Genomic DNA, 24067 nt, shown 5'->3' on the forward strand with positions numbered 1-24067 from the left:
GCACGCGGCGCGCAAAGTCGGCATTGCCGCAAAATCTAGCAAACGCGGAACTGGCCGCAAACCGCAGCCGATATCTGAACGGGGAGCAACCAATACCGAATCTAGCAAACGCGGAACTGGCCGCAAACCGCAGCCAGCTGGGTCGGAATCCGGCGGAGAGCATCAATCTAGCAAACGCGGAACTGGCCGCAAACCGCAGCTGTTCCCGCTGCTGGTGAAGGCCACCATGCCCTGGTGCTGATGCGACCTTCGGCTATCGGCAAATTGGCATGTTGGAGCGAGCCGAAATGCTCTTGACTTTCGATGATGTTCTATATATGTTCGATTTCTGCCGCTGTTGTCCATTGTCCATAATCGCCGCATTCCCATCCTGCCGGGCATGTGATCGCACCCGTCCTGCGGGTATCCGGAACGGAACCCAACGGGATTCAACAGGATTCAACGGGACTCAACTGGCCCTGAACGGGATTGAACGGGACTGAACTGGCCCTCAACCGGCTTCAACTGGCCTTCAACGGGATCGAACTGGCCCCGAACGGGACGCAACCGGCGCGCAGCCGGACTGATCGTTCCTGAAAATTCAGCCAGTTGCGCTCTTTTCGGCCCGCCCGGCCGGCCGAAACGCGATTGCGGCACCAACCGCCGGCTGTGCGATCGCTGTTCAGTCGGCCGCGTCGGACAGGCGGTCGCCGCTCAGGGGCGGATAGAGCGGCCGCTCGGTCGTGTCCGAAACCGGCACGCCGTAATCGGCGTGATCGAAGAAATGCGCCACATAGACCTGCTCGTGCCAGGGCTGCGGCAGGCGGCCCTGGAGATAGCGCAGCCCGCGCACCGCCGCGAGCTTCACATGGCGGTGCGCGCGGTTGAAGTCATGGATCGCCGCCAGTTCGCCGGTGAAGTCGTTATAGGCCCAGTCGATGTCGCCGACGACGTCGTCGAAGTAACAGGCCACCCGGGGCAGGAAGTGGCGCCGCTCCGCGTTGAACAGCGCGAAGGCCGCCATGGTCGAGGAGTAATAGTCGAGGTCGAAGGCGATGAAGCCGATCGGCGCGGGATTCTCCCGGCGGCAGAACTCGGGCACCGTATCCTCCACGGGCCCGAGGACGAGCCGCGCCGAGCGCAGGCGCTTCTGCAGTTCGGCAAAGTCCATCCTGAAATAGCCGGCCTGCCACATATAGGGCATGTCGCGGTAATCCTGCGGCGGCGGCATGCCCTGCCCCGTGTCGAAGCCGTAGAGCTCCACCGCGACGCCGGTTTCCCGCTCGACCTGCACGGCATGGGCTTCCAGCGCCAGCAGGCCGCTGCCGCCGGCGACGCCGAATTCGATCGCCGAGATGCGGCGATGCCCCAGCTTGCGCGCCAGTTCCGCCGCCTTCAGCAGGCAATGGCCGTATTGCGGCCGGTCGACCACGCCGAGATTGAGCTTCGCCGGGTAGCTGAGGAAATCGAAGCGGCGGTCGAGGAAGCGCAGCAGCAGGAAACGCAGCGGCCAGGGTTCGTCGATCAGCCGGCTGGCACGACGGATCATGCGCCGCGCTCACGGAGATCGGCGCACGGCAGATGCACAGGCCTGAGAATCATGGCGCTGATCTTATCAGCCGCAGCGGGTGTCTTCCCGCCCCGCTCCGTAATGAAGCTGTGGCATTTTCGGGAGGCGGGCCGGCGACCTACCCTGCCGCCGGGTCCTCATAGCGGTGCGTGCAGCCCCAGGGATCGACGATGCGCCATGAGCCATCGTCCTCGGCCTGGGCATAGACCGGGCCGACCGGCACCTTCCCGTGGCCGCCGGGCAGGTCGAGGATGTAGGTCGGCTGCGCCAGGCCGGAGACCCGCCCGCGCAGGCCGGCGACCAGCCTCTGCCCCTCGTCCAGGCTGACGCGGAAATGCGACGTGCCGCGGGCGAGATCGCCGTGATGCAGGTAATGCGGCTTCACGCGGTTCACCACCATGGCGCGGAACAGCGCCGTCAGCGCCTCGGGGCTGTCGTTGACGCCCTTCAGCAGCACCGACTGGCCGAGCACGGGAATGCCGGCATCGACCAGCCGCGCGATCGCCGCCCGCGCCTCGGGCGCGGCGAATTCCGCCGCGTGATTGGCATGCAGCAGCAGCCAGACCGGCTTGCCGCCCTTCAGCGCCGCCACCAGCCCGGGCGTGATGCGCGCAGGATCCACCACCGGCACGCGGCTGTGGATGCGGATGATGCCGAGATGCGGGATCGTGTTGAGCCGCGCCACCACATCGGCCATCCGCCGCGGCGAGACGATCAGCGGATCGCCGCCGGTGAGGATCACTTCCCAGATCCCGGGATTCGCGCGGATATAGTCGATGGCGGCATCGAGCTGCCCGGCCGACAGGCCCTTCGATCCCGGCCCCACCATCTCGCGGCGGAAGCAGAAGCGGCAATAGACCGGACAGACATTGACCAGCTTGAGCAGCACGCGGTCGGGATAGCGGTGCACGATTCCGGGCAGCGGGCTGTGTGGCGCGTCGCCGATCGGGTCCGACAGCTCGTGCGGATGGGTTTCCAGCTCCGCCGCGTCGGGCAGGAACTGGCGGGCGATCGGATCAGCGGGATCGGCGGGATCGATCAGCGCCTGCAGATGCGGCGTGACGGAGACGGCGAACTGCTCCGCCACCGCCTTCAGCGCCGCGATATTGCCGTCCCGGTCGCGCTCCTCGATGCCCAACGGCTATCCCTTGGCTTCCACGATGGGCCAGAAATCAGCCGCCTTGAGGCTGGCGCCGCCGACCAGCGCGCCGTCGACATCGGCGACGCCCATCAGCTGCTTCGCATTGTCGGGCTTGACCGAGCCGCCATAGAGGATGCGGAAGGCGGCGCCGTCGTCGAAGCGCGCCATCAGGTCCTGCCGGATCGCGGCATGCACCTCGGCGACCTGCTCCAGCGTCGGCGTCCGGCCGGTGCCGATGGCCCAGACCGGCTCGTAGGCGACCACGGTGTTGGCCGCCGTCGCATCGTCGGGCAGCGAGCCGCGCAGCTGGGCGGAGATGACCTTCAATGTCTCGCCGGCATCGCGCTGCTCCAGGGTCTCGCCCAGACAGACGATGGCGATCAGGCCGGCGCGGTGGGCGGCCTGCGCCTTGGCGCGCACGACCTCGTCGCTCTCACCGTGATCGGTGCGGCGCTCGCTGTGGCCGACGATGACGTAGGTCGCGCCGGCATCCTTCAGCATCTCGGCCGCAATGTCGCCGGTATGGGCGCCGCTGGCCCTGGCATGGCAGTCCTGGCCGCCGACGCCGATGCCGCTGCCCTTCAGCGCCTCGGCCATGGCCGCAACCAGCGTCGCCGGGGGGCAGAGGCCGAGCTCGGCGGCGGGTTTGCGGTCCTTCACCCGGCCGGCGAGCGCCTGCGCCTCGGCGAGACTGGCCCGCAGCCCGTTCATTTTCCAGTTGCCGACGATCAGGGGGCGTCGCGCCGCCATGCTCAAGCCTCGCAGGAGTTGGGAAAACCTGCCCGTGTCCTAGCAAGTTCCGCCCCGAAAGGCAAAGCGGGCGGACCCCCGCGCCTTGCCGCCCCGGCAGCCCCCCTTTACACTGCCGCGCCATTCCAAAGGCTACGCCGTAGCCTTTGTTTCGCTTCACGTTTTTGGGTGTTTTCATGCTGCAGCAGATGCGTTCCGGCGCGGCCTCCTGGGTGGCCAAGGGCCTGATGATCCTCCTTGTGATCAGTTTTGGCGCCTGGGGCATTGGCGACTATATCGGCAATTTCGGCAGCAACGATCCCGTCGCCGAGGTTGGCGATGCCGAGATCGGCCAGCTGGAATTCGCCGATGCCTGGCGCCGCGAGGTTGCCGGCCTGCAGCGCCGCTTCGGCGGCAATTTCAGCGCCGAGCAGGCCCTCCAGCTGGGTCTGGACGAGACGGTGCTCAACCGCCTGATCGAGGAGCAGCTCTACCGTCAGGCCGCCCGCGAGATCGGGGTTACGATCACCGAGGAGGACGTCCGCCAGGCCATCATGGCGGCACCCGCCTTCCGCGGCCCCACCGGCCAGTTCGACCGCTTCGCCTTCGAGAACTACCTCCGCAACGAGGGCTATTCGGAAGCGATGCTGGTGAACGTGCTGCGGCAGGAGCTCGCCCGCACCCGGCTGCTCGGCAGCCTGTTCGGCAGCATGGCGGCCGCGCCGGACATCATGGTCGACCGGGTGCTCGGCTACCGGCTCGAGCGGCGGCTGGCCGAATATGCCGTGGTCGATGCCAGCCGGCTGCCCGAACCGCCGGCACCGGGCGACCAGCAGATCGAAGAATACTACAAGGCCAATCCGGCCGCCTTCACGGCGCCGGAGCGCCGCAGCGTCGCCTGGTTCCAGATCCTGCCCGCAGACCGAGCCGGCTCCGTCGAGATTTCCGAAGACGAGCTGCGTGACGAGTACGAGGCCCACCGCGCCGCTTACGTGACGCCGGAGCGCCGCAGCGTCGAGCAGGTCGTCTTCACCACCGAGGCGCAGGCGAAAGAGGCCTACGAGGCCGTCAGCAAGGGCGAGGATTTCCTCGCCATGGCGGCGCGAACCCAGAAGCTGAAGCCGGAAGACGTGAAGCTCGGCATGGTCACCCGGGACGACCTGCCGGCGACCATCGCCAATGCCGTCTTCGCGCTGGAGCCCAACAGGGTCGGCGAACCGGTCACCTCGCCATTCGGCTGGCATGTGGTGCGCGTCACCGCGGTCGAGCCGGGCAGCACCAAGAGCTTCGAGGAGGCCAAGGCCGAACTGCACCAGCAGCTGGCCACCGCGAAGGCGACCGAGGGCATGATGGCGCTGCGCGCGCAGATCGACGACCAGATCGCCGGCGGCGCCGCAATCGGGGAAATCGCCAAGGCGCAGAATGCAACGCTGCACGTGGCGGAAGATATCGATGCGCAGGGCCAGAAGGCGGACGGCAAGCCGGCGGAAAACCTGCCGCAGGAGCCGGATTTCCTGAACCGGACCTTCGACACCGATACCGATGCCGAGCCGCAGATCGTCGACCTCGCCGGCGGCGGCCTCATCGTGCTGAAGGTCAATGGCATCGAGCCGGCCGCCGTGAAGCCGCTGGAGACCGTGAAGGCCGATGTCATCGCCGCCCTGCAGCAGCGCGCCCGTGCCGATGCCGCGGCCGAACGCGCCCGCCAGATCGCCGAGCGCGTCCGCAACGGCGGCGATCTCGCGAAGGAAGCGGCCGACCTTGGCGCACAGGTGCAGCTCAGCGCGCCGCTGAACCGCACCGGGCAGCCGGCGGAACGCGCCTTCTCCTCCGTCGTGGTCTCGGCGCTCTTCAATGCCAAGCAGCCGGGCGAAGTCGTCACCGGCCCCGCCGCCAACCTGCCGGGCGTGGCGCCGAACAGCGCAATCGTGGCGCGGCTGAGCCGCATCGAGCCCGCCGATCCTGCCGCCGTCGCCCGCCAGCGCGAGCAGACGGCGCAGCAGCTGGCTGCCGGCATGGTGCAGGATCTGGTGCAGCAGTATCGCCAGACCCTGCAGAAGGAGTTCGGCGTCAAGGTCGACCCGGCAGCGCGCGCCCGCGCCGCCGGCCTCTGAGCCCGTCCGAATACCCGCCATGAAGATCACGCCCGACTACGCAAGCTTCGCGCAGCGCTATATGGCCGGCGAGGCCCAGGTGCTGTCGACGCAGCTGGTCGCCGACCTCGAGACACCGGTTTCGGCCTTCATGAAGCTGGCCGACAACCGGCCCTGGTCCTGCCTGCTGGAATCCGTCGAGGGCGGCGCCGTGCGCGGCCGCTACTCGATCATCGGCCTGAAACCCGACCTGCTCTGGCGCTGCAAGGGCCAGAAGGCAGAGATCAACACCAATGCCCGCTTCGACCAGGAGGCTTTCGAGCCCTGCAAGGAGCCCACGCTGGACAGCCTGCGGCGTCTGCTGAAGGAAAACTACATCGACCTGCCGAGCCACCTGCCGCCCATGGCAGCCGGCATCGTTGGGTTCATCGGCTATGACATGATCCGGCTGATCGAGCCGAAGGTGCCGGACAAGAACCCCGATACGCTGGGCCTGCCGGACGGACTGCTGATGCGGCCGACCGTGATGGCGATCTTCGACTCCGTGCTCGACATGATCACCGTGGTGACGCCGGTACGGCCGAAAGCCGGCATGGATGCCCGCGCCGCCTATGCGCTGGCCAGCGAACGGCTGGCCGATATCGTCGCCGATCTCGATCGTCCGCTGGGCGCGGCGCGCGACCAGATCGCCGATCTCGATGCGCTGCCCGAGCCGCAGTCGAACATGTCGCCGGAAGACTACATGGCGATGGTGCGCAAGGCGAAGGAGTACATCGCCGCCGGCGACGTATTCCAGGTCGTGGTCGGCCAGCGGTTCAGCCTGCCCTTCCGCCTGCCGCCCTTCTCGCTCTACCGCGCCCTGCGGCGCACGAACCCCTCGCCTTTCCTGTTCTACCTCAATCTCGGCGGCCCCTGCCTCGTCGGCTCGAGTCCCGAAATTCTCGTTCGCCTCCGCGACGACGTGGTGACGGTGCGCCCGATCGCCGGCACGCGCAAACGCGGCGCGACGAAAGCCGAGGACGAGGCACTGGCGGCCGACCTGCTGAGCGATCCGAAGGAACTTGCCGAGCATCTCATGCTGCTCGACCTTGGCCGCAACGATGTCGGCCGCGTCGCCCAGATCGGCACCGTGAAAGTCACCGAGCGCAACATCATCGAGCGCTACAGCCACGTCATGCACATCGTCTCCAATGTGGAGGGCAAGATCCGCCCCGAGCTGGACGCGCTGGACGCCCTCTTCGCCGGCTTTCCGGCAGGCACCGTTTCCGGGGCGCCGAAAGTACGCGCCATGGAGATCATCGACGAGCTGGAACCGGTACGGCGCAGCTTCTATGCCGGCGGCGTCGGCTATTTCTCCGCGAACGGCTCGATGGATACCTGCATCACGCTGCGTACCGCGCTGGTGAAGGACGGCACGATGTATGTGCAGGCGGGCGCCGGCATCGTCGCCGACAGCGACCCGGAATCCGAACATATCGAATGCGTCAACAAGGCCAAGGCGCTGATCCGGGCCGCCGAGGAAGCGGAGCGCTTCGCGGCGCGGGCGGGACGCGGGCAGTAATGGTGACGGCGTTCAAAACGATCTACGCGCGCGCCGCGAAGCGCAAAGGCGGCGAGGCGGCGCTGAAGAAGCTGCTGCCGCCGAAGCCGGATCACAGGAAGCTTGCCAGACTTACTGACGACCGCGCGCTGTCGGAGATGGCCAAGCGCGTCTTCTCCGCCGGCTTCGTGTGGAGCGTGATCGAGAATAAATGGGATGGCTTCGAGGCCGCCTTCCTGAACTTCGAGCCACGCAAGCTGCTGCACAAGCCGGATGAGTTCTGGGAAAAGCTCGCCTCCGACAAGCGCATCGTGCGCAATCCGCAGAAGATCCGCAGCGTGCGCGACAATGCCCAGTTCGTCATGGACATCGCCGCCGAATACGGCAGTTTCGGCAAACTGCTGGCGGGCTGGCCGATGGACGATCAGGTCGGTCTGCTGGATCTGCTGGCCAAGCGCGGCGCCCGGCTCGGCGGCAACAGCGGGCAGTATCTGATCCGCTTCCTTGGTCGCGACAGCTGGATCGCCTCGCGCGACGTCATCCTCTGTCTGCGCGATGCCGGCGTGGATATATCCGGGAACCCGACCTCGAAGCGGGACCGTCTGAAGATTCAGGCGCAGTTCAATGCCTGGGCAAAGGAAAGCGGCCTGCCGCTGACCCATATCTCGCGCATCTGCGCCATGTCGATCGGCGAGAACTACGATGCCGAGACGCTGAAACGTGCCATGAGCGGCGGCGACGAGGCCTGATCAGCCGCCAGACGAACCGCGAGGTGGCTAGCTCGCCTGCTGCTGCCGGCGCAGCAGGACGGTACTGACCGGAACCAGGCTGAACCCCCTCTCCTTCGCCGTGGCGGTCCACTTCTCCAGCGCCGTCAGGGTCGAGCCATGGGGATGGGCGATGGCGATCACGTCGCCGCGGGCCCGCGCAATCCGCTCCATGGCGGCAAGTTCGTGCTCGATGCCCGGCGAGCGCTGGTCGTCGAGGAAGAGATCGCGCTCGGCCGTATCGATGCCGGCCTTGCGCGCCACTTCGGTTCCCTTCGAGCGCGGGCCCGAAAGGCTGTCCAGCCAGAAGACCTGCCGCCGGCCGATCTCCTCCATCACCAGACTCATGCGCGCCGCATCGGTGGTGAAGCGGCTGCCCATATGGTTGTTCACGCCGACATAGCCGTCGAAGCGGTCGAGATTCCAGGCGAGCCGCCGTTTCAGCTCCGCATCGTCAAGGCCGAGCAGCAACGCATTCGGCCCCGGATAGTTCTTCTGCAGATCCAGCGGCTCCATCGGCAGATGCAGCATCACCTCATGGCCAGCGGCACGCGCCGCTGCGCTCTGCTCGGCCAGATCGGCGGCATAGGACATGAAGGAAAACGTGATCGGGCCGGGCAGCTTCATCGCGCGCGCGGTGTTGCGGCGGTCGAGGCCGGCATCGTCGAGAATGATGGCGACAAAGGGCGGCTTGGCCGCGGCCGGAGGCGCGACGGCCCGCGCGCGCCAGGCGTGCACGCCTGCTTCCGGTGACGAAGCCGCCGGCAGCGATGGCGGCGCAACCGGCGCGGCGGCCAGCTCAGTCGGTGCAGACTCGGCTACCGGCTCCGGTGCAGGCTGTTTGGCAACCGCCTGGACTTCCACCGGCGTTTCCGCCGCTTCGGCTGGTGGCGATGCAGTTGCCGGCAAGGCCGGTTCCGCCGGCAGCGGATTGGCGGGCGGCGGTGGCGGCGCCAGTGCCGGCCGGTCGGGTTTCGGCAGCAGGTTTGCCCTTGCTTCCTGGATGTCGGGCGCAGGCGTCTGGGGCAGCGGTGCGACCGGCGCGACAGCGGTTACCGGTGCCGGCGGCGCGGGTGAACTCACGGCCATGCCCATCACGACCCCGCCGACAAGCAGGGCCGCAGCAGCCGTCATCAGCGGCCAGTTGGCCGCAAGGAAGCCTTTGCGCGGCGGCGCGGACGGCAGAGTAATGGCGGCACCGGCGTTCGGCGGCAGGGGCTGTGCCGGCGCGGCCTGCGCCTGGGTGGCGCCATAGGCGCCGGCAGCGGATTGCGGCGTCGCGGCCCGTCGCAATTTCAGCTGTGGCGATGCTGCGCCAGCGGCGGCATTACGCGGAAAATCGTTCATTATGACCCGTCAGATGATCGCCCCGGCGGCGGCAAGCACGGGACAAGTATTGCGCCGATTGTGGTTTCATTATGGTTAGCGAAGGGTAAATGGTGAGAGCCCATGAACGGTCGGATCAGGATCGAAACCGGAGACATCACAAGGCTTTCAGTGGATGCGATCGTCAACGCCGCGAATGAGAGCCTGCTCGGCGGCGGCGGGGTCGATGGCGCCATCCATCGCGCTGCCGGCCCCGGCCTGCTGGAGGAATGCCGCAGGATCGGCGGCTGCCCGACGGGCGAGGCACGGATCACCGCCGGCCACCGGCTGCAGGCACGCCACGTCATCCATACCGTCGGTCCGATCTGGCGCGGCGGCAATCGCGGCGAACCCGATCTGCTGGCCGCCTGTTACCGCAATTCGCTGGAGCTCGCGGCCCGACACGATGTCGCGACCATCGCCTTCCCGGCTATCTCAACCGGCGTCTACGGATATCCGCTGCAGCCGGCAACAGAGATCGCCGTGCGCGAGGTCCGCCACTGGCTGGAGCGCAACCCGCTGCCGGGTGACGTGATCTTCTGCTGTTTCTCGGCCGAAGCCGCGGCGGTTTATTCCGCCGTCCTCGGCTCTGCCTCCTGATCCAGCTTGAAGAAGGTGATCGAAGCCGCCAGCTCGCGGGCCTGATCGGCCAGGGACTGCGCCGATGCCGTGGTCTGCTCGACCAGCGCACCGTTGCGCTGGGTCATCTCATCCATCGTCGCAACGGAATCGTTGATCTCGTCGAGACCGGACGCCTGTTCCTGGCTGGCGATCGAGATCTCCTCGATGATTCCCGCCACACGCTTCACGGAGTCGACGATCGCCGTCAGGCTTTCGCCAGCCTTGTTGACCAGCTTGGCCCCGTCGCGCACCTGAGCGTTGGATTCCTGAATCAGCGCCTTGATGTCCTTCGAGGCATTGGCCGAGCGCTGCGCCAGCGCGCGCACTTCCTGCGCCACAACGGCGAAGCCCTTGCCGGCCTCGCCGGCTCTAGCCGCTTCAACGCTTGCGTTCAGCGCCAGCAGGTTGGTCTGGAAGGCGATTTCGTCGATCAGGCCGACGATGTCGACGATCTTGCGCGCGCTTTCCTCGATCTGCGCCATGGCGCGGACGGCATCCGCCACCACGTTGCCGCCCTGGTCCGCGGTATCGCGCGCCGAGGCCGCAAGGTGGCTGGCCTGCTGCGCGTTGTCGGCATTGTGCCGCACGGTGGCGGTGATCTCTTCCATCGAGGCCGCGGTCCGCTGCAGGCTGGCGGCCTGCTGCTCGGTGCGCTGTGCCAGATCGCTGCTGCCGACCGAGATCTCCGCCGAGGCATCGCGGACGGTGCCGGCAGTCTGGCTGAGCCGACCGACGATCTCGGACAGCTTCTCTGCCAGCGTATTCGCATTGCTGGCCAGTTCGGCGAACAGGCCGCGATGGCCGTCTGCAATGCGGTGCGTCAGGTCGCCATGGGCGAGCGCATGCAGCATGGCGCCGAGATCCCCGAGCGCCTTCTCCACGGTTGCCAGCAGATCGTTCACGCCGATGCCCAGCGTGCGCATCACGCCCTGCAGACTGTCAGCATCGATGCGGCGGGTGAGATCGCCGGCGGTCGCCGCAGTGACGATCTGGCCGATCGCTTCCTCCAGCACCTGCTCCTGCGCCTTGCGCTCGCGCTCGAAGGCCTCACGCCCGGCCTCGACCTCCTGCTGCAGGCGTTCATTCTCCTGCCCTGCCGTCTTGAACACTTCGACGGCACGCGCCATGTCGCCGATTTCGTCGCTGCGCCTGGTTTCGGCCAGTTCGACGCTCCAGTCGCGGTCGGCCAGCCGGCGCATGGCCGCGGTCAGCCGCATGATCGGCGCCGTCACCTGCGGTCCGATCATCCACACGGCGATGGCGGCCGCGATGGCAAGGCAGAGCAGCGTGATGCTGACCATGGCGATCTGCGCCGTGACCGTCTGCCCGGCGGCCTGCCGGTCGGCCTCTTCGGCTGCCGCCGTTGCCGCGCTCACCAGCATGTTGACCTTCTCGGCCAGCTGGGTCGCCGCGCCGCGCGCCTGCGTCAGGGCCATGTTCGAGGTGTTCATCGTGCGCAGCTCGTTCCGCCGGACCTGGAACAGGCTCTCGGCACCGACGCCGTGCGATAGCAGCCGCGCGGTGGTCGCCTGCAGTTCGCTGACGTTGAACTGCTTCGCGGCGGCGTCCAACCCCTCCAGCGCGGCGGTATTCAGGCCGGCAAACTGTTCGGCGAGCTTGTCCAGAGTGGCGTTGTCGGGCGCCTGCGCGGCAACCGACAGCACGCCGACCGCCTGGTTCACGGCATTGCCCGCCTCGATCAGCGCATTCGCCGCGTCGGCGATGCCGGGCTGCGAGGCGGAATTGCGCAGATCGGAGACGGCGCGCTCGACCGCCGGGCGCATCTGGGTCTGGAAGGTCGCGTAATCGGCCGCGATGCGGTCGACCATTTCATGATGCTGGTCGATATAGCCGAGCCGCGCGGTCACCACGCGGTTGATCAGCGCGATCATCTGGTCGAGCGAGCCGATGGTCTTTTCGATGTCCTCGATCTGCTCCGCCTGATCGGCTTCGGCGCGGGTCTTGACTTCCGCCAGGATCTGCTTGAGCCGCTCCTGCTTCTCGGCCAGCTCCTGGGCCGCGCCGGACCGCGCCTGTTCATTTGCCGCCGCGGCCAGGGACGGCGCCCAGGCCGTCAGCTCGGTGCTTACAGAGGCCAGATTGAGGGCGGACACCACGGCCGGCATGTTAGTCGCCGTGATCCCGGCATAGGTCCCCTGCACCCGGCCGAAAAACAGGCCGCCAACCAGATTCGACACCAGGGTCAGTGCCGCCAGCGCGGCAATTGCCAGATTCAGTTTCTGCCGGATACCCATTCTGCGTCCCCCACCCAGGCCGGTTTCCGGCCTTTTCATTACTTTCAGTGACGTTACTTGGACAAATAATCGAGCCGGCGCAAGTCCTTGAACTGCTTTCCAATTGGTTCGCGCAGGCCGGGTCCGGGGCCCACCCTTAGTAGGCGCTCTTCGTTCTCACCCCAAGATCTTTTAAGCCGCCTGTGGAAAAAGACTTGACCCTTAAGAGGAACCTCATTAGAACATTTCGTGGATGTCTTGTTCGTTCTGGCGCTGCGTCCGTTGTATTCCGCATCGCCCCGGTCGCCGGAACCTGTCCTTGAGGAGGCTACCATGCTGACCCGCAAGCAGCACGACCTGCTGATGTTTATCCACGAGAAGCTGGAAACGACCGGCGTCTCGCCCTCCTTTGAGGAAATGAAGGAGGCCATGAAGCTCAAGTCCAAGTCAGGTATCCATCGCCTGGTGACCGGACTGGAGGAGCGTGGCTTCATCCGCCGCCTCGCCCATCGCGCCCGCGCCCTCGAGGTGCTGCGCCTGCCGGATTCGGCCGTCCCGATGCGCGGTGGCGCCGGCGGCAATGTCCGCCCCGCGACGCCGCGCAACCGTCTGGCGCCGCGGGTGGTCGAAAGCGATCAGCCGATGCCGGGCACGCCGGTTTCGGTCAATCCCTATAACGCGCGGGATATCGTGACGCTGCCGCTCTACGGCCGCATCGCGGCCGGCACGCCGATCGAGGCGCTGCGCGACATGAGCACCCAGATCGACGTTCCCATCGGCCTGCTCGGCAACGGCGACCACTACGCGCTGGAAGTGGCCGGCGATTCGATGGTGGATGCCGGCATCATGGACGGCGACACCGTGATTATCCAGCGCAGCGAGAATGCCGATAACGGCGCCATCGTGGTGGCCCTGGTCGATGATCAGGAAGTCACCCTGAAGAGGCTGCGCCGCAAGGGCAACTCGGTCGCGCTCGAAGCCGCCAACCCCGCCTACGAGACGCGCATCTTCGGCCCGGACCGGGTCAAGGTGCAGGGTCGTCTGGTCGGCCTGCTGCGGCGCTACTGAGCGGATTTCTCATCAGACAGCAAAAAAGGGCGGAACGCACGTTCCGCCCTTTTCTTTTCCCTGCGTCAAGACTGAAGCGTCAGGCGGCGCGCCGGCTGTGGCGCCCCTCCTTCACCTCCTCGATGATCTTGGCGACGAAAGGCTGCAGGTCGTCTGGCGAGCGGCTGGTGATCAGTCCCTTGTCGACGACGACTTCCCTGTCGACCCAGTTGCCGCCGGCATTCTCCACATCGGTGCGGATCGACTTGAACGACGTGACATCGCGGTCACGCACGGCATCCGCCTCCACCAGCAGCCATGGCCCATGGCAGATGGCGGCGACGACTTTTCCGTCACCGAGGAAGGACCGCACCACCGCCATTGCGTTCTGGTCGGTGCGCAGCTTGTCCGGATTGATCTGTCCGCCGGGAATCACCAGTGCGTCGTAATCGCCGGGATTGGCATCGGCAATTCCCATATCGACGCCGATCGTATCGCCCCAGTCCTTCATGTCCCAGCCGCGGATCGGCTTGCCGCTCGGCGAAGCGACATCCACGGTGGCGCCGGCTTCCTTCAGCCGGTCGCGCGGCACGACGAGTTCCGACTGCTCGACACCGTCGGTGGCGATGATCAGAATCCGCGCTTCATTGATTTTCGGCATGTATACCTCCTGCACATCAACTGCGCAGGGGCAACGATCCGCCCGCCGACTTGTTCCCCGCCCGCGTCGTCAGGACACGATGCGGCCGGTGGCCAGGAAGGCCGTGAAAATCAGCAGAACAAGCGCGACGAAGCCGCTGGGGAAGTGACTCCATGTGCGGCTGTAAGGCCAGATCGGCAAGGCGAAGATCAGCAGGGTGACAAGGCAGGCTAGGAAAATGAGGTGCATTGGCCTCTCGCAGGGTTGCAGCGTCTGGCAGCGGGAACCCGGCTTCGCCGGCTTTGTTCCGCCCTGCTACGGACGCGACCGGGAAGGCTCTTCTGTTCCCTCGCGCGCCGCCTCCGCGTGGCCGCGGGCGAGGACCCATGGCCGCCGGCCCCGCGTGGCCGCCACGTGAACCATCCGGATCCCCTCTGCGCGGTCGAGATAAAGGGCATGCGCGCCGTCGCGCCGGAGATCGAAACGATCCACGACGATACGCGCCGAAGGACAGCGATAGCGGACCGGCATCTGCATCGCGATGACGACATCGGCGCTGCGGCAGTCTTCGCTGATGGCGCGCGGCTGCCGCGGCAATGCGACGACGTATCCGGCATAGCGCCAGATGCAGCCGTCAGGATCGCAGCGGAGCGAGCCATCGGCTCCGGTCCTGCCCTCGGTGTCGTTCCGGCGAAGATTCGGCCATGGATACAGCGGTGGCGCGCCCAGGCGCTGCCACCAGCTCTCACCGGTAAAGCTTCTGGGCGGCACGGAACCCGACAGATAGTAGTAGCGCCCATCGGCCGCACGCGCGGCGCTCAGCTTTCCGTCGGCGCTGATCAGCATGTCCGGCCGCTCAATCAGCCAGGGCGACACCGCACCGAGACAAAGAGCAAGCAGGCCGGCATAACGCCAGCGACGCTGCCAGAGGCAGAGCCACAATCCGCCGATGGTGATCAGCGCAAGCCCCCAGACCGGCATGGCCGGAACATGGCCGACGGCATTCGGCCAGTGCGCCACCCATTCCGCGATCAGGATCAGCAGATCGACGCCCCAGGTCATGGCGGCCATCGCCCAGCCTTCCAGCCCCAGCGGCATCAGCAGAAAGACAAGCATGGCGAGCGGCATGATCCAGAAGCTGACCAGCGGCGCCGCCAGCAGATTGGCGATCAGCGAGTATTCCGCAATGCGGTTGAAGTGATAGGCGGCGAAGAGCGAAGAGCCGAGGCCGGCCACCAGACTGGCCGCCATCGTGCCGGCCAGCCAGAGCAGGATGACCTTCATAGTACCGGCATCGCGGCGCCATTGCCCCAGTTTCGGCGCGAGATGCTCGAAAGCGGCGACGAGAGCGGTGACGGCGGCAAACGACATCTGGAAGCCGGGATCGAGCAGGCTTTCCGGCCAGAGGATCAGCAGCGCCAGGGCGGCCCAGGCGACGCTGCGCAGCGTGATGGCGCGCCGGTCCAGAAGCACGGCGATCAGGGCGAGCATCACCATCGTCAGGGCGCGCAGAGTCGGCAGCGCCGCGCCTGACAGCAGCGTATAGGCAATCGCGCCAAGCATGGCCCCGATGGCCGCCCATTTCTTGATTGGGTAATGCAGCGCCAGATAGGGCGACAACGCGAGAACGGCTCGGACGGCGAAGAAGAGAATGCCGGCGACAAGCGTCAGATGCAGGCCGGAGATGGACAGGATATGCGCCAGACCGGAATCGCGGAATGCCTCGTCGACATGATCGGGAATCGGTCCGCGCACGCCGGTGATCAGCGCCACCGCGATTGCACCGCCCGCTCCCTCCGCCTGTTCAGCAAGCCGGCGTGTAAGATCCTGTCGCCAGCTGCTCAGTGCCAGTGCCGTGGCATCACGCCAGCCGACCGGCTCCGAAGCCGGGATCGTTTCCGGCGCGGAAATCGCGTAACCGACGCCGCCGATCTGGCGGTACCAGGCGTAACGGGCAAAATCGAACGCGCCCGGCATGGCAGGCTCCGGCGGCGGCGACAGCATCGCGCGGAGCCGGATGCGATCGCCCGGCCAGAGGTCTGCGCCATTCCGGGACACGGTGATACGCACGCGTTCGGGTGTCGCCAGTTCATTCAGTCCGCCGATGACGAGCTGGTCGAGCAGCACGCGATGGCCCCTGTCGCGCTGTTCGGCCTCGAGCACGCGGCCTTCGATCCAGACGGCACCGCTCGGCCTCTGCAGAACCGGCGCGGCCACCGAGGCGCTGCGCTCGGCACCCAGCCACAGACCGGCTGCAACGGCCAGCAGGGCGATGACGGGGTAGCGCAGGCCGGCGCGCGGCCAGCAGGCGAGCAATGCGGCCGCCGCGGCGGCAGCCGAGAGGCGCAGAGTCCAGAGCGGCGGCTCGTCAGACAGAAGGAAATAGACGGCGATGCCGCCGCCCAGCAGGGCCGGCAGCCAGAGAAACCAGCGCGCGCGCTCCGCCAGCATCGTCGTGACGATGCTGAAGTCGCGCAATCCGCTCCAGCCCGCCGCCATAGAGGCGGCGAGCCTCTGCGCCCATCCCCTCTGCGCCAGCCCCGCCATGACCGGAACTCTGCCCGGACGGCAAACCGGCGCCAATCCGAGCAAATCGGGAACGCGGCTTGCCCCGGCGGCTACCTATGCTAAAACCGCCGCCTCGCCTCCCAGCCCGGATTGCGCCATGAAAGTCGTCACCCGTTTTGCGCCCTCCCCGACCGGCTACCTGCATATCGGCGGTGCCCGCACGGCCCTGTTCAACTGGCTGTTCGCCCGGCATCACGGCGGCAGTTTCCGCCTGCGCATCGAGGATACCGACCGCGAGCGCTCGACCGAGGATGCCGTCCAGAAAATCTTCCAGGGTCTCAAATGGCTCGGGATCGACTGGGATGGCGAACCGGTCTTCCAGTTTTCCCGCATGGCCCGCCATGCCGAAGTGGCGCAGAAGATGCTCGCCGAGGGCAAGGCCTATTACTGCTACTGCACGCCCGAAGAACTCGAGGAGATGCGCGCCAGGGCCAGGGCAGAGGGCCGGCCGATCCGCTATGACGGCCGCTGGCGGGACCGCGATCCGAAGGATGCTCCTCCCGGCGTGAAGCCGGTGGTCCGCTTCAAGGCGCCGCGCGAAGGCGCGACGGTGATCAGGGATCTGGTCCAGGGTGACGTGACCTTCCAGAACGAGCAGCTGGACGACCTGGTCATCCTGCGCTCGGACGGTACGCCGACCTACAATCTCTCTGTCGTGGTGGACGATCACGACATGGGCATCACCCATGTGATCCGCGGCGACGACCATCTCACCAATGCGGCGCGGCAGACTCAGCTCTATCTTGCCGCCGGCTTTGCCGTGCCGGAATTCGCGCATATTCCGCTGATCCACGGCCCCGATGGTGCGAAGCTGTCCAAGCGCCACGGTGCGCTCGGCACCGAAGCCTATGCCGAAATGGGCTATCTGCCTGCCGCGATGCGCAACTACCTGCTGCGGCTCGGCTGGAGCCATGGCGACGACGAGATCATCTCGACCGAGCAGGCGATCGAGTGGTTCGGGCTGGAGAATGTCGGCCGCTCTCCCGCCCGTTTTGATTTCGCCAAGCTGAACAGCCTGAACGGCCACTACATCCGCCACACCGCGGACGATGAGCTGCTGGAAGCCGCCATGCCGTTCATCGAAGCCCGCATTGCACGCAAGCCCGACCAGGCCGAGCAGGCGCAGATCAGGGCGATCCTTCCGGCAGTGAAGGAGCGCGCCAAGGACCTGAACGAACTTGCCGACGGATTGCTGTTCCTGTTTGCCGTACGGCCGATCCAGCCCGATGCTGCGGCACAGAAGCATCTCGACGATGCGGCGAAAGCGCGGCTGAGGAAAATCGCCGAGGCACTGCGCAGTATCGGCGACTGGAGCGCCGCGGCCATCGAGGCTTCGGTGCGCGCACTGGCCGAAACCGAACAGGTGAAACTCGGGATGCTGGCCCAGCCGCTGCGCGCCGCGCTGACCGGCCGCACCGTTTCGCCGCCGATTTTCGACGTGGCCGCCGTCCTGGGGCGCGATGAAACGCTCGCCCGTCTGGGCGACGCCGTCGGATAGCCGGAATAATCGGGGGCCAGATGCCGCCGCTTACATGCGGCGGCGCAGTTCCGTCTGCTGCGTCATGCGCGCCTGGTCGGCCATGAACTGCTGCAGACGCTCCATGGCCTGCCGCGGCATCGGATCCTGCCCGCTCAGCATCAGGGTGAGCGCGACGCGGCTGACACCCAGCCGCTGCGCCAGCTGATCTAGGGAAATCGCCGCCGACTTGCAGGCCTGCGACACGGCAACGATGGAGCCCTTCTCGACATAGAAGCGGCCCCACTGCTCGCGGACATTGATCTTCGCCGGTATCGCGGGCGGCGCGGTGTTGTACAGCGGCCGTTGCGACGGCACGGCTTCCGGCGCGACCAGAGGCGGCAGTGGGGCGCTCGGCGTGGCGGAAAGCCGTGGCGGCGGCGGAGCCGGCTGGAACTCGTCCAGCTTCGGTGCGGCGTCGATGCCCTGCTGCAGCAGCTTGCGCACTGCCTCGATCAGGTCCTGGTTCAGCGGCGTGAGTTCATGTTCCTCGCCGAAGCGGTCGTAATATTGCGCAATCTCGCTCAGGCGATCGAGGCGGCGCATCAGGAATTCGCGCGCGCCCAGCGGCAGCCGCCGGCCCGAACGCGTGATGTTGACCAGATAGATGCGGGTCGTATCGAGTTCGAGGATCGTGATCTTCCAGCGGATCTTCGACAGGTGCTTGCGCAGCGGCTGCTGCTTGCTCTCTTCGAACTCCGGGATCCGGCCATCGACCAGATCGACGAAAACGTAGAAGTGCTCGATCTTCTCGACGAAGCGTTTGTAGTCGGCGAAATTCCCGCCGAGATTCTGCTCATTCTGGCAGAAAGCCAGCAGCTCGCGGCTCTGGTTTTCGACCACGCCGACCAGCTTCAGGGTTTCCTGAACTACCGGTTTGACTGCTTCGTTCACCGCGCCGGGTCCTCCGGTTGCCTGCAGGCTAAAGCTGTTTCAGCTTCGCACACCTCAATTTTGTGCCAGAAAAGCCACATGGCAGCAAGCGGGCATGAACGGGCGCAAAGCACGCCTCTTATCGCAATGCAGTAGAGCCGATTCGACGCTAAGATCCTGACGAAGCGAGGCTTTCGGGTGTGAGATCATGCGGCGCACAAAATACGCCGTTCCCGCGGAGCTTGTGACAAAATCGGGATGCTTCACCCGTATCGGCGAAGGCGCCGACCAGCAATCTCACCACTTTGCCACGCTGCGGGCCGAGATCGATTTCAACCAGCCGCCGCGGGAACTCACCCAGAACCGGAAAGCGTTCGAGGAGCCGGGGCAATGCCGCCTCGGCCTCGGCCCGGGTGCGGAAACTCGCTACATGGCCGGCCAGAACGGGCTTTGGCGGGAGCGGCACGGGGGCTGGCGGCACGACCTGGGTGACGGGGTGCTGCGGCGCCAGCACCGCCGGCATGACAGGCGCGGGCGCCGGCTCGGCGGGGGGCGTGCCGGCGCAGCCCGCGACGAGCACGGGCAACAGGACGGCGATGCAACGGGGCAGCCGGTCGATGCGGTTTGCCGGAGTGGAAATCACCTGTCGAGCGGCCGGAACAGATTGCGGTCCAGCAAGGCGTTGACCGAGACAGTCTTCGTGCTGCTGTGGTCGCGGTCATTGACCAGCTGCACATGCACCACATCTTCGCCGGGGAAGTTGATGAGCCGCACCACGCGCCAGGTCATGCCCTGTCGCTGATCGAAACGCTGGCCTGGAACGATATCGTCGACGGTCAACTTCGCCATCGGAAAACACACCCAAATCTGCTGAGGCGATCAGGGTAGCGCAATCGCTCTGTGCAGCCAACCATCCGACTGGAGAGACACGGAAGAATGGGAAAATACGCCGCGCAGCAGCGTTCCAGGCGTATTTTCAGGCCGCCTGCCGGATCTGGAAGATGAAGACGCCGTTTTCTTCCCGTGAAGAGAGCAGCGCAAATCCCGAAGCCTCGCACAGGGCCGCGATGTCACGCATGGTATTCGGGTCAGTCGCTTCTACCGTCAGCACGTCGCCCTTCGGCACGGCCTTCATCGCCTTCTTGGTGCGAAGAACCGGCAGCGGGCAGTTCAGCCCTTTGACATCGAGGGTTTGACTCATCATACGCCCTTAATTCACAAGGATAATTGTTGAAAGATATAATACTTCATTTCTCGTATGTAAATATTATATTCACGGCACTTCAAGCTTCTGGAGTTCGCCGTCATGTCCGGGCTGCCCCTGCCCTATCTGGTCAACATCGCCGGCCTCGTGCTGGGGATCATCTTCGGTGCCGCCGTGCAGCGGAGCAATTTCTGCACCATGGGCGCCGTCAGCGACATGGTGCTGATGGGTGACGGCAGCCGGCTGCGCAGCTGGGTGCTGGCCATTGCGGTGGCCATGCTGGGCAGTCAGCTGCTGCATCTGGGTGGGTTCATCGATCTGGGGCAATCCATTTATACCAGCCCCAGCCTGGGCTGGCTGGGTGCGGCGATCGGCGGCCTGCTGTTTGGTTTCGGCATGGTGCTCGCCGGCGGCTGCGGCAGCCGCACGCTGGTGCGGCTCGGTGCCGGCAACCTGAAATCCCTCCTCGTCGTGCTGATGATCGGGATTGCCGGCTACGCCACCCTGCGCGGCCTGATCGGCCCGGCGCGGCTGTGGCTCGAGAGCTGGTCCAATGTCGATCTGCAGGCGCGCGGATTCTCGGGCCAGAGCCTGCCCGATCTGCTCGGCACCGGCTTCGGGATCGATCCGGCCCCCCTGCGCTGGGCGCTGGCGCTGATCCTGCCCGCGATTCTGCTGGTCTGGGTCTTCAAGGACAGCCGCTTCCGCCGCCAGCCGGCACTGATTGCCGCCGGCATCATCATCGGCCTCGTCGTGATCGGCGGCTGGGTGGCGACCGGCATCATTGGCTATGACGAATTCGAACCGGCGCCGCTGGCATCGGTGACCTTCGTGGCGCCGATCGGCTACGCCCTGCAATATGTCATGACCTTCACCGGCGCGACGCTGGATTTCGGCATCAGCTCGGTCGGCGGCATGATCCTCGGCGGTTTCCTGATGGCGAAACTCGACGGCAGCTTCCGTGTCGAAACCTTTGCCAGTGCAGGCGACGTCGTGTCGCATCTGACCGGCGGCGTATTGATGGGCGTCGGCGGCGTCACCGCGCTGGGCTGCACGATCGGCCAGGGCCTCACCGGCGTCAGTACGCTGGCCCTGGGCAGCTTTGTCGCACTCGGTGGCATCGTGATTGGCGGTATCCTGGGCATCCGCTATCTTGAGGAAGGCAGCCTGCCGGGCGCGGTTCGCGCGTTCCTGGCCCGTAGCTGATCCACTGGCTGGCCTTGAAGGAGCGACTTCCGGCATGGGCGGACTGGACATTTCCTATGCGGGCGCTGCCGGCGCCGGCCTCCTGAGCTTCCTCAGCCCCTGCGTGCTGCCGCTGGTTCCGGCCTATCTCTGCTTCGTTGCCGGCACCACGCTGGACCGGCTGGTCGCCGCCGAAGGGTTCGATCCCGCCCTGACGCGCCGGGTTTTCGTCTCGGCGCTGGCCTTCGTGATCGGCTTTTCCACCGTTTTCGTGATCATGGGCGCCTCGGCCTCGGCGCTGAACCGCCTGATCCTCGAGAATATCGAGGTCATCGGTAAAGTCGCCGGCGCCGTGATCGTCATCTTCGGCCTGCATTACATGGGGCTGCTGAAGATTCCGCTGCTCTATCGCGAGGCGCGCATCCATACCAGCGAGCGGCCGACCAGCATCCTCGGCGCCTATGTCATCGGCCTGGCCTTTGCCTTCGGCTGGACGCCCTGCGTCGGCCCGATCCTGGCGACCATCCTGACCGTTGCTGCCAGCCGCGACCAGCTTGGTTACGGCGTGTCCCTGCTGGCGACTTATGCCCTCGGTTTGGGCATTCCCTTCCTGCTGGCTGCCCTGGCGGTCAAACCCTTCATGGCGTTCATGCAGCGCTTCCGCCGTCATTTGCGGAAAGTGGAGATCACGGCCGGCGCCCTTCTGGTTGTCACCGGCATTCTGATCTTCACCAACAGCCTCGGCCAGTTCAGTTACTATCTGCTCGAAACTTTCCCCTGGCTGGCCAATTTCGGCTGACAGCCTTAACCAAACTGTCGCTAGCAGGATCTGGAATAACCGGAACGGGCAATACGCCCGCGCCGTATCGCGCTTCGGGGTGTGCAAAGGAACTTTGCTTGGCTGCCGGAGCGAGGTAGGCTTGTCATCGAAGCCAGCCGCAATTCCAACGGGCAATGTCGACAGAAAATATCTATCGTGCAGGGGGCACGGACGCGGGGACAGCGGCCTCCCTTTCTGCGCCTTCGGTCGACTTCCATACCATCTTCGACTACCTGCCGACCCCGCATCTTCTGCTCGATACCGCCTTCGACATCATCGCCGCGAACCAGGCCTATCTCGACCTCACGGCGCAGCGGCAGGCCGACATTTCCGGCGTCAATCTCTTCGCTGCCCTCTCCTTCGAGGGCGAGGATGTCAAACGGCTGGAGGACTCGCTGCGGCGGGTTCGCGACCACGGCCAGGTCGACCTGCTGCCATTGCTGTGCTACCGGCGGCGCGGTCAGGACAAGGCGTCGCCTGAGCGGTACTACTGGAGTTGCACCCACACGCCGATCCGCGATGCCAGCGGCAGGGTCGCCTTTATCCTGCAGCAGGTGCAGGACGTCACCGGACTGCACCCCGCCAAGAATGCCGCCATCGGCTCGAAAGCCGGGCCGGAGCCGCTCGCGCTCAGCAGCGCGGTACTGCATCGCGCCGAAACCGTGCAGGCGGTCAATCGTACCCTGCTCGCCGAGTACAGCCATCTGCGCCGGCTGATCATGCAGGCGCCGGGCCTGATGTGCGTGCTGAGCGGACCCGACCTGGTCATCGAACTCGCCAACAATGCGTATCTGGACGCGATCGGCCATCGCGACGTGATCGGCCTGCCGATCCGCGAGGCGCTGCCCGAGATCGTGCGGCAGGGTCATCTGCAGCTACTCGACACCGTCATGGCCACCGGCCAGCCCTTCGTCGGCCAGGGCATGCGTCTGACGCTGAACCGCAAACCGAACGGCGAGCCCGAAGACCGCTATTTCGACCTTGTCTACCAGCCGATCGCCGGCATCGGATCCTCTACCTCCGGCATCTTCGTCGCCGGCGTCGACATCACCGACCGCATCCTGGCCCAGAACCAGCAGCGCCTGCTGATGGATGAACTGAACCATCGGGTGAAGAACACGCTGGCCACCGTGCAGGCCATCGCCGTTCAGACGCTGCGCAGCGGCGGACCGCCGGAGCAGTTCGTCAAGACCTTCAAGGCGCGGCTGATGGCGATGTCGCGCACGCATAACGCCCTGACCCGCGGCCAATGGCAGGGTGCCGATCTTGCAGACATTCTGCGGGAGGAGCTGCATCCCTACAGTTCCAGCCGCTGGCAGCTGCGCGGGCCGGATCTGCATCTGCCCTCGCGGGTCGTGCTGGCACTCGGTCTGGTGTTCCACGAACTGGCGGTGAATGCGGCCAAGTATGGCAGCCTGTCGGCAGCCGAAGGCGCGCTGACCGTCGAATGGAACACGCAGGAGAAGGACGGCGCCACCATGCTGGAGCTGGAATGGCACGAAAGCGGCGGCGCGCCGATCGAACCGCCGACGCGCAAGGGGTTTGGCTCGCAGCTGATCGAACGCAGCATCGTCGGCGAGCTCAACGGCCAGCTGGCAATGGATTATCGGCCGACCGGTCTGGTCTGCCGATTCACAATAAGCTTACGGGGGCAAACCACATGACCGATGGGCAGACGGACGGAAAAACCGGTCTTCGCGTGCTGATCGTCGAGGACGAGCCTCTGGTGACGATGCTGCTCGAAGGCATGATGGAGGATCTGGGCCATTCGGTGCTCGGGCCATTTCTCCGCCTCGAACCGGCACTGGAATTCATCCAGGCCAACCACCGCGAGATCGACGTCGCCATCCTCGATGTCAACCTTGGCGGCATCCGCAGCTTCGCCGCTGCCGACCTGCTGCTCGAGCTCGGCGTGCCCTTCGTTTTCGCCAGCGGCTATGACGAAGCCGGCATCGACGAGCGCTGGCGCATGTGGCCCAACATCGGCAAGCTGTTCTACGAGGACGAGCTGAAGGCGATCCTCGAGAAGGCGGCCGCGGAAGACCGTCGCAGCATTGCCCGGTCACGCCAGGGTTCAGCACCCACCGCGGCGGTTTGACGACAAAAGTTTTTGTACCCAAAACTGCCTGAAATAAAACGGTTTTCTCCTTTGCCTCACACTGCTGACCTGCGGTA

23 protein-coding genes are annotated in these 24067 nt (G+C 66.0%); 11 read left to right on the forward strand and 12 right to left on the reverse strand.

Annotated features, from left to right (window positions below; all coding sequences use genetic code 11):
- Window positions 1-241, forward strand: a 241-nt coding sequence (locus tag VKZ87_RS18495; protein ID WP_414655642.1) for a hypothetical protein, incomplete at its 5' end; no start/stop codon positions are given.
- 420 nt (window positions 242-661) lie between these two features.
- Here the strand turns inward: VKZ87_RS18495 and VKZ87_RS09975 are convergent.
- The 3 genes from VKZ87_RS09975 to tpiA all read right to left on the reverse strand — a co-directional run bounded on the left by VKZ87_RS09975 (window position 662) and on the right by tpiA (window position 3440).
- The gene (locus VKZ87_RS09975) at window positions 662-1528 is read right to left on the reverse strand and encodes a hypothetical protein (protein WP_324221106.1); all 867 of its coding nucleotides are present in this window, start codon (window positions 1526-1528) and stop codon (window positions 662-664) included.
- A 139-nt stretch (window positions 1529-1667) separates the two neighbouring features.
- A complete protein-coding gene (locus tag VKZ87_RS09980) occupies window positions 1668-2687 on the reverse strand; it encodes a lysine-2,3-aminomutase-like protein (protein WP_324221107.1) in 1020 nt (339 codons plus the stop codon).
- Window positions 2688-2690: 3 nt separating this feature from the next.
- On the reverse strand, window positions 2691-3440 hold the full coding sequence (tpiA, locus tag VKZ87_RS09985) for a triose-phosphate isomerase (protein ID WP_324221108.1): 750 nt from the start codon (window positions 3438-3440) through the stop codon (window positions 2691-2693).
- A 176-nt stretch (window positions 3441-3616) separates the two neighbouring features.
- On the opposite strand from tpiA, the gene VKZ87_RS09990 reads away from it, so the two are divergent.
- The 3 genes from VKZ87_RS09990 to VKZ87_RS10000 are packed head-to-tail and all read left to right on the forward strand — an operon-like array spanning window position 3617 to window position 7801.
- Window positions 3617-5533: a SurA N-terminal domain-containing protein gene (locus VKZ87_RS09990; protein WP_324221109.1), complete on the forward strand. Its 1917-nt coding sequence runs from the start codon at window positions 3617-3619 to the stop codon at window positions 5531-5533.
- Between the two features lie 19 nt (window positions 5534-5552).
- A complete protein-coding gene (gene trpE, locus VKZ87_RS09995) occupies window positions 5553-7073 on the forward strand; it encodes an anthranilate synthase component I (protein ID WP_324221110.1) in 1521 nt (506 codons plus the stop codon).
- Between the two features lie 2 nt (window positions 7074-7075).
- Window positions 7076-7801, forward strand: coding sequence for a DNA-3-methyladenine glycosylase I (locus tag VKZ87_RS10000; protein ID WP_324221111.1), 726 nt, complete (start codon window positions 7076-7078; stop codon window positions 7799-7801).
- Between the two features lie 27 nt (window positions 7802-7828).
- Here VKZ87_RS10000 and VKZ87_RS10005 read toward each other — a convergent pair whose 3' ends face one another.
- A complete protein-coding gene (locus VKZ87_RS10005; RefSeq protein ID WP_324221112.1) occupies window positions 7829-9166 on the reverse strand; it encodes a divergent polysaccharide deacetylase family protein in 1338 nt (445 codons plus the stop codon).
- A 102-nt stretch (window positions 9167-9268) separates the two neighbouring features.
- On the opposite strand from VKZ87_RS10005, the gene VKZ87_RS10010 reads away from it, so the two are divergent.
- Window positions 9269-9784 carry an O-acetyl-ADP-ribose deacetylase gene (locus VKZ87_RS10010; protein WP_324221113.1) on the forward strand — a complete coding sequence of 172 codons (516 nt, stop codon included), beginning with the start codon at window positions 9269-9271 and terminating at the stop codon, window positions 9782-9784.
- Here the strand turns inward: VKZ87_RS10010 and VKZ87_RS10015 are convergent.
- The gene (locus VKZ87_RS10015) at window positions 9754-12060 is read right to left on the reverse strand and encodes a methyl-accepting chemotaxis protein (RefSeq protein WP_324221114.1); all 2307 of its coding nucleotides are present in this window, start codon (window positions 12058-12060) and stop codon (window positions 9754-9756) included. The two genes, VKZ87_RS10010 and VKZ87_RS10015, sit on opposite strands and share 31 nt — an antisense overlap.
- 312 nt (window positions 12061-12372) lie before the next feature.
- Between VKZ87_RS10015 and lexA the strand changes: the two genes are divergently transcribed.
- A complete protein-coding gene (lexA, locus tag VKZ87_RS10020; protein ID WP_324221115.1) occupies window positions 12373-13107 on the forward strand; it encodes a transcriptional repressor LexA in 735 nt (244 codons plus the stop codon).
- A 79-nt stretch (window positions 13108-13186) separates the two neighbouring features.
- Here lexA and VKZ87_RS10025 read toward each other — a convergent pair whose 3' ends face one another.
- The 3 genes from VKZ87_RS10025 to VKZ87_RS10035 form a co-directional block, all read right to left on the reverse strand.
- On the reverse strand, window positions 13187-13747 hold the full coding sequence (locus tag VKZ87_RS10025; protein ID WP_324221116.1) for a type 1 glutamine amidotransferase domain-containing protein: 561 nt from the start codon (window positions 13745-13747) through the stop codon (window positions 13187-13189).
- Window positions 13748-13816: 69 nt separating this feature from the next.
- On the reverse strand, window positions 13817-13975 hold the full coding sequence (locus VKZ87_RS10030) for a DUF3309 domain-containing protein (RefSeq protein ID WP_324221117.1): 159 nt from the start codon (window positions 13973-13975) through the stop codon (window positions 13817-13819).
- A gap of 66 nt (window positions 13976-14041) precedes the next feature.
- The gene (locus VKZ87_RS10035) at window positions 14042-16273 is read right to left on the reverse strand and encodes a ComEC/Rec2 family competence protein (protein ID WP_324221118.1); all 2232 of its coding nucleotides are present in this window, start codon (window positions 16271-16273) and stop codon (window positions 14042-14044) included.
- A 118-nt stretch (window positions 16274-16391) separates the two neighbouring features.
- Between VKZ87_RS10035 and gltX the strand changes: the two genes are divergently transcribed.
- Window positions 16392-17792: a glutamate--tRNA ligase gene (gene gltX / locus VKZ87_RS10040; protein WP_324221119.1), complete on the forward strand. Its 1401-nt coding sequence runs from the start codon at window positions 16392-16394 to the stop codon at window positions 17790-17792.
- Window positions 17793-17822: 30 nt separating this feature from the next.
- On the opposite strand, the gene VKZ87_RS10045 is transcribed toward gltX, so the two are convergent.
- The 4 genes from VKZ87_RS10045 to VKZ87_RS10060 all read right to left on the reverse strand — a co-directional run bounded on the left by VKZ87_RS10045 (window position 17823) and on the right by VKZ87_RS10060 (window position 19887).
- Window positions 17823-18704: a hypothetical protein gene (locus VKZ87_RS10045; RefSeq protein ID WP_324221120.1), complete on the reverse strand. Its 882-nt coding sequence runs from the start codon at window positions 18702-18704 to the stop codon at window positions 17823-17825.
- Between the two features lie 148 nt (window positions 18705-18852).
- Entirely contained in the window at window positions 18853-19326 is a 474-nt protein-coding gene (locus VKZ87_RS10050) for an SPOR domain-containing protein (protein ID WP_324221121.1), read from the reverse strand.
- Window positions 19323-19532 (reverse strand): hypothetical protein, encoded by a 210-nt coding sequence (locus tag VKZ87_RS10055; protein ID WP_324221122.1) that lies wholly within the window; start codon window positions 19530-19532, stop codon window positions 19323-19325. The genes VKZ87_RS10050 and VKZ87_RS10055 overlap by 4 nt, the downstream gene beginning before the upstream one ends.
- A gap of 127 nt (window positions 19533-19659) precedes the next feature.
- On the reverse strand, window positions 19660-19887 hold the full coding sequence (locus VKZ87_RS10060; protein WP_324221123.1) for a sulfurtransferase TusA family protein: 228 nt from the start codon (window positions 19885-19887) through the stop codon (window positions 19660-19662).
- A gap of 102 nt (window positions 19888-19989) precedes the next feature.
- Here VKZ87_RS10060 and VKZ87_RS10065 point away from each other — a divergent pair, with 102 nt between their 5' ends.
- The 4 genes from VKZ87_RS10065 (at window position 19990) to VKZ87_RS10080 (ending at window position 23990) form a co-directional block, all read left to right on the forward strand.
- Window positions 19990-21093: a YeeE/YedE family protein gene (locus VKZ87_RS10065; protein WP_324221124.1), complete on the forward strand. Its 1104-nt coding sequence runs from the start codon at window positions 19990-19992 to the stop codon at window positions 21091-21093.
- 34 nt (window positions 21094-21127) lie between these two features.
- Window positions 21128-21871 (forward strand): cytochrome c biogenesis CcdA family protein, encoded by a 744-nt coding sequence (locus VKZ87_RS10070; RefSeq protein ID WP_324221125.1) that lies wholly within the window; start codon window positions 21128-21130, stop codon window positions 21869-21871.
- 155 nt (window positions 21872-22026) lie between these two features.
- A complete protein-coding gene (locus tag VKZ87_RS10075) occupies window positions 22027-23556 on the forward strand; it encodes a sensor histidine kinase (protein WP_324221126.1) in 1530 nt (509 codons plus the stop codon).
- Window positions 23553-23990, forward strand: coding sequence for a response regulator (locus tag VKZ87_RS10080; RefSeq protein ID WP_324221127.1), 438 nt, complete (start codon window positions 23553-23555; stop codon window positions 23988-23990). Before VKZ87_RS10075 ends, VKZ87_RS10080 begins: the two co-directional genes overlap by 4 nt.
- Window positions 23991-24067: the final 77 nt, after the last annotated feature.

Origin of the sequence: Ferrovibrio sp. (assembly GCF_035304305.1) — a bacterium.
Taxonomy (GTDB): Bacteria; Pseudomonadota; Alphaproteobacteria; order Ferrovibrionales; family Ferrovibrionaceae; genus Ferrovibrio.

Coding starts and splice junctions, on each gene's coding strand:
- VKZ87_RS10015 (WP_324221114.1), bottom strand. CDS start 12,060: ATGGGTATCCGGCAGAAACTGAATCTGGCAATTGCCGCGCTGGCGGCA.
- lexA (WP_324221115.1), top strand. CDS start 12,373: ATGCTGACCCGCAAGCAGCACGACCTGCTGATGTTTATCCACGAGAAG.
- VKZ87_RS10005 (WP_324221112.1), bottom strand. CDS start 9,166: ATGAACGATTTTCCGCGTAATGCCGCCGCTGGCGCAGCATCGCCACAG.
- trpE (WP_324221110.1), top strand. CDS start 5,553: ATGAAGATCACGCCCGACTACGCAAGCTTCGCGCAGCGCTATATGGCC.
- VKZ87_RS10035 (WP_324221118.1), bottom strand. CDS start 16,273: ATGGCGGGGCTGGCGCAGAGGGGATGGGCGCAGAGGCTCGCCGCCTCT.
- VKZ87_RS10065 (WP_324221124.1), top strand. CDS start 19,990: ATGTCCGGGCTGCCCCTGCCCTATCTGGTCAACATCGCCGGCCTCGTG.
- VKZ87_RS10070 (WP_324221125.1), top strand. CDS start 21,128: ATGGGCGGACTGGACATTTCCTATGCGGGCGCTGCCGGCGCCGGCCTC.
- VKZ87_RS10010 (WP_324221113.1), top strand. CDS start 9,269: ATGAACGGTCGGATCAGGATCGAAACCGGAGACATCACAAGGCTTTCA.
- VKZ87_RS09975 (WP_324221106.1), bottom strand. CDS start 1,528: ATGATCCGTCGTGCCAGCCGGCTGATCGACGAACCCTGGCCGCTGCGT.
- VKZ87_RS10075 (WP_324221126.1), top strand. CDS start 22,027: ATGTCGACAGAAAATATCTATCGTGCAGGGGGCACGGACGCGGGGACA.
- VKZ87_RS10055 (WP_324221122.1), bottom strand. CDS start 19,532: ATGGCGAAGTTGACCGTCGACGATATCGTTCCAGGCCAGCGTTTCGAT.
- VKZ87_RS10060 (WP_324221123.1), bottom strand. CDS start 19,887: ATGATGAGTCAAACCCTCGATGTCAAAGGGCTGAACTGCCCGCTGCCG.
- VKZ87_RS10080 (WP_324221127.1), top strand. CDS start 23,553: ATGACCGATGGGCAGACGGACGGAAAAACCGGTCTTCGCGTGCTGATC.
- VKZ87_RS10025 (WP_324221116.1), bottom strand. CDS start 13,747: ATGCCGAAAATCAATGAAGCGCGGATTCTGATCATCGCCACCGACGGT.
- gltX (WP_324221119.1), top strand. CDS start 16,392: ATGAAAGTCGTCACCCGTTTTGCGCCCTCCCCGACCGGCTACCTGCAT.
- VKZ87_RS10030 (WP_324221117.1), bottom strand. CDS start 13,975: ATGCACCTCATTTTCCTAGCCTGCCTTGTCACCCTGCTGATCTTCGCC.
- VKZ87_RS09990 (WP_324221109.1), top strand. CDS start 3,617: ATGCTGCAGCAGATGCGTTCCGGCGCGGCCTCCTGGGTGGCCAAGGGC.
- tpiA (WP_324221108.1), bottom strand. CDS start 3,440: ATGGCGGCGCGACGCCCCCTGATCGTCGGCAACTGGAAAATGAACGGG.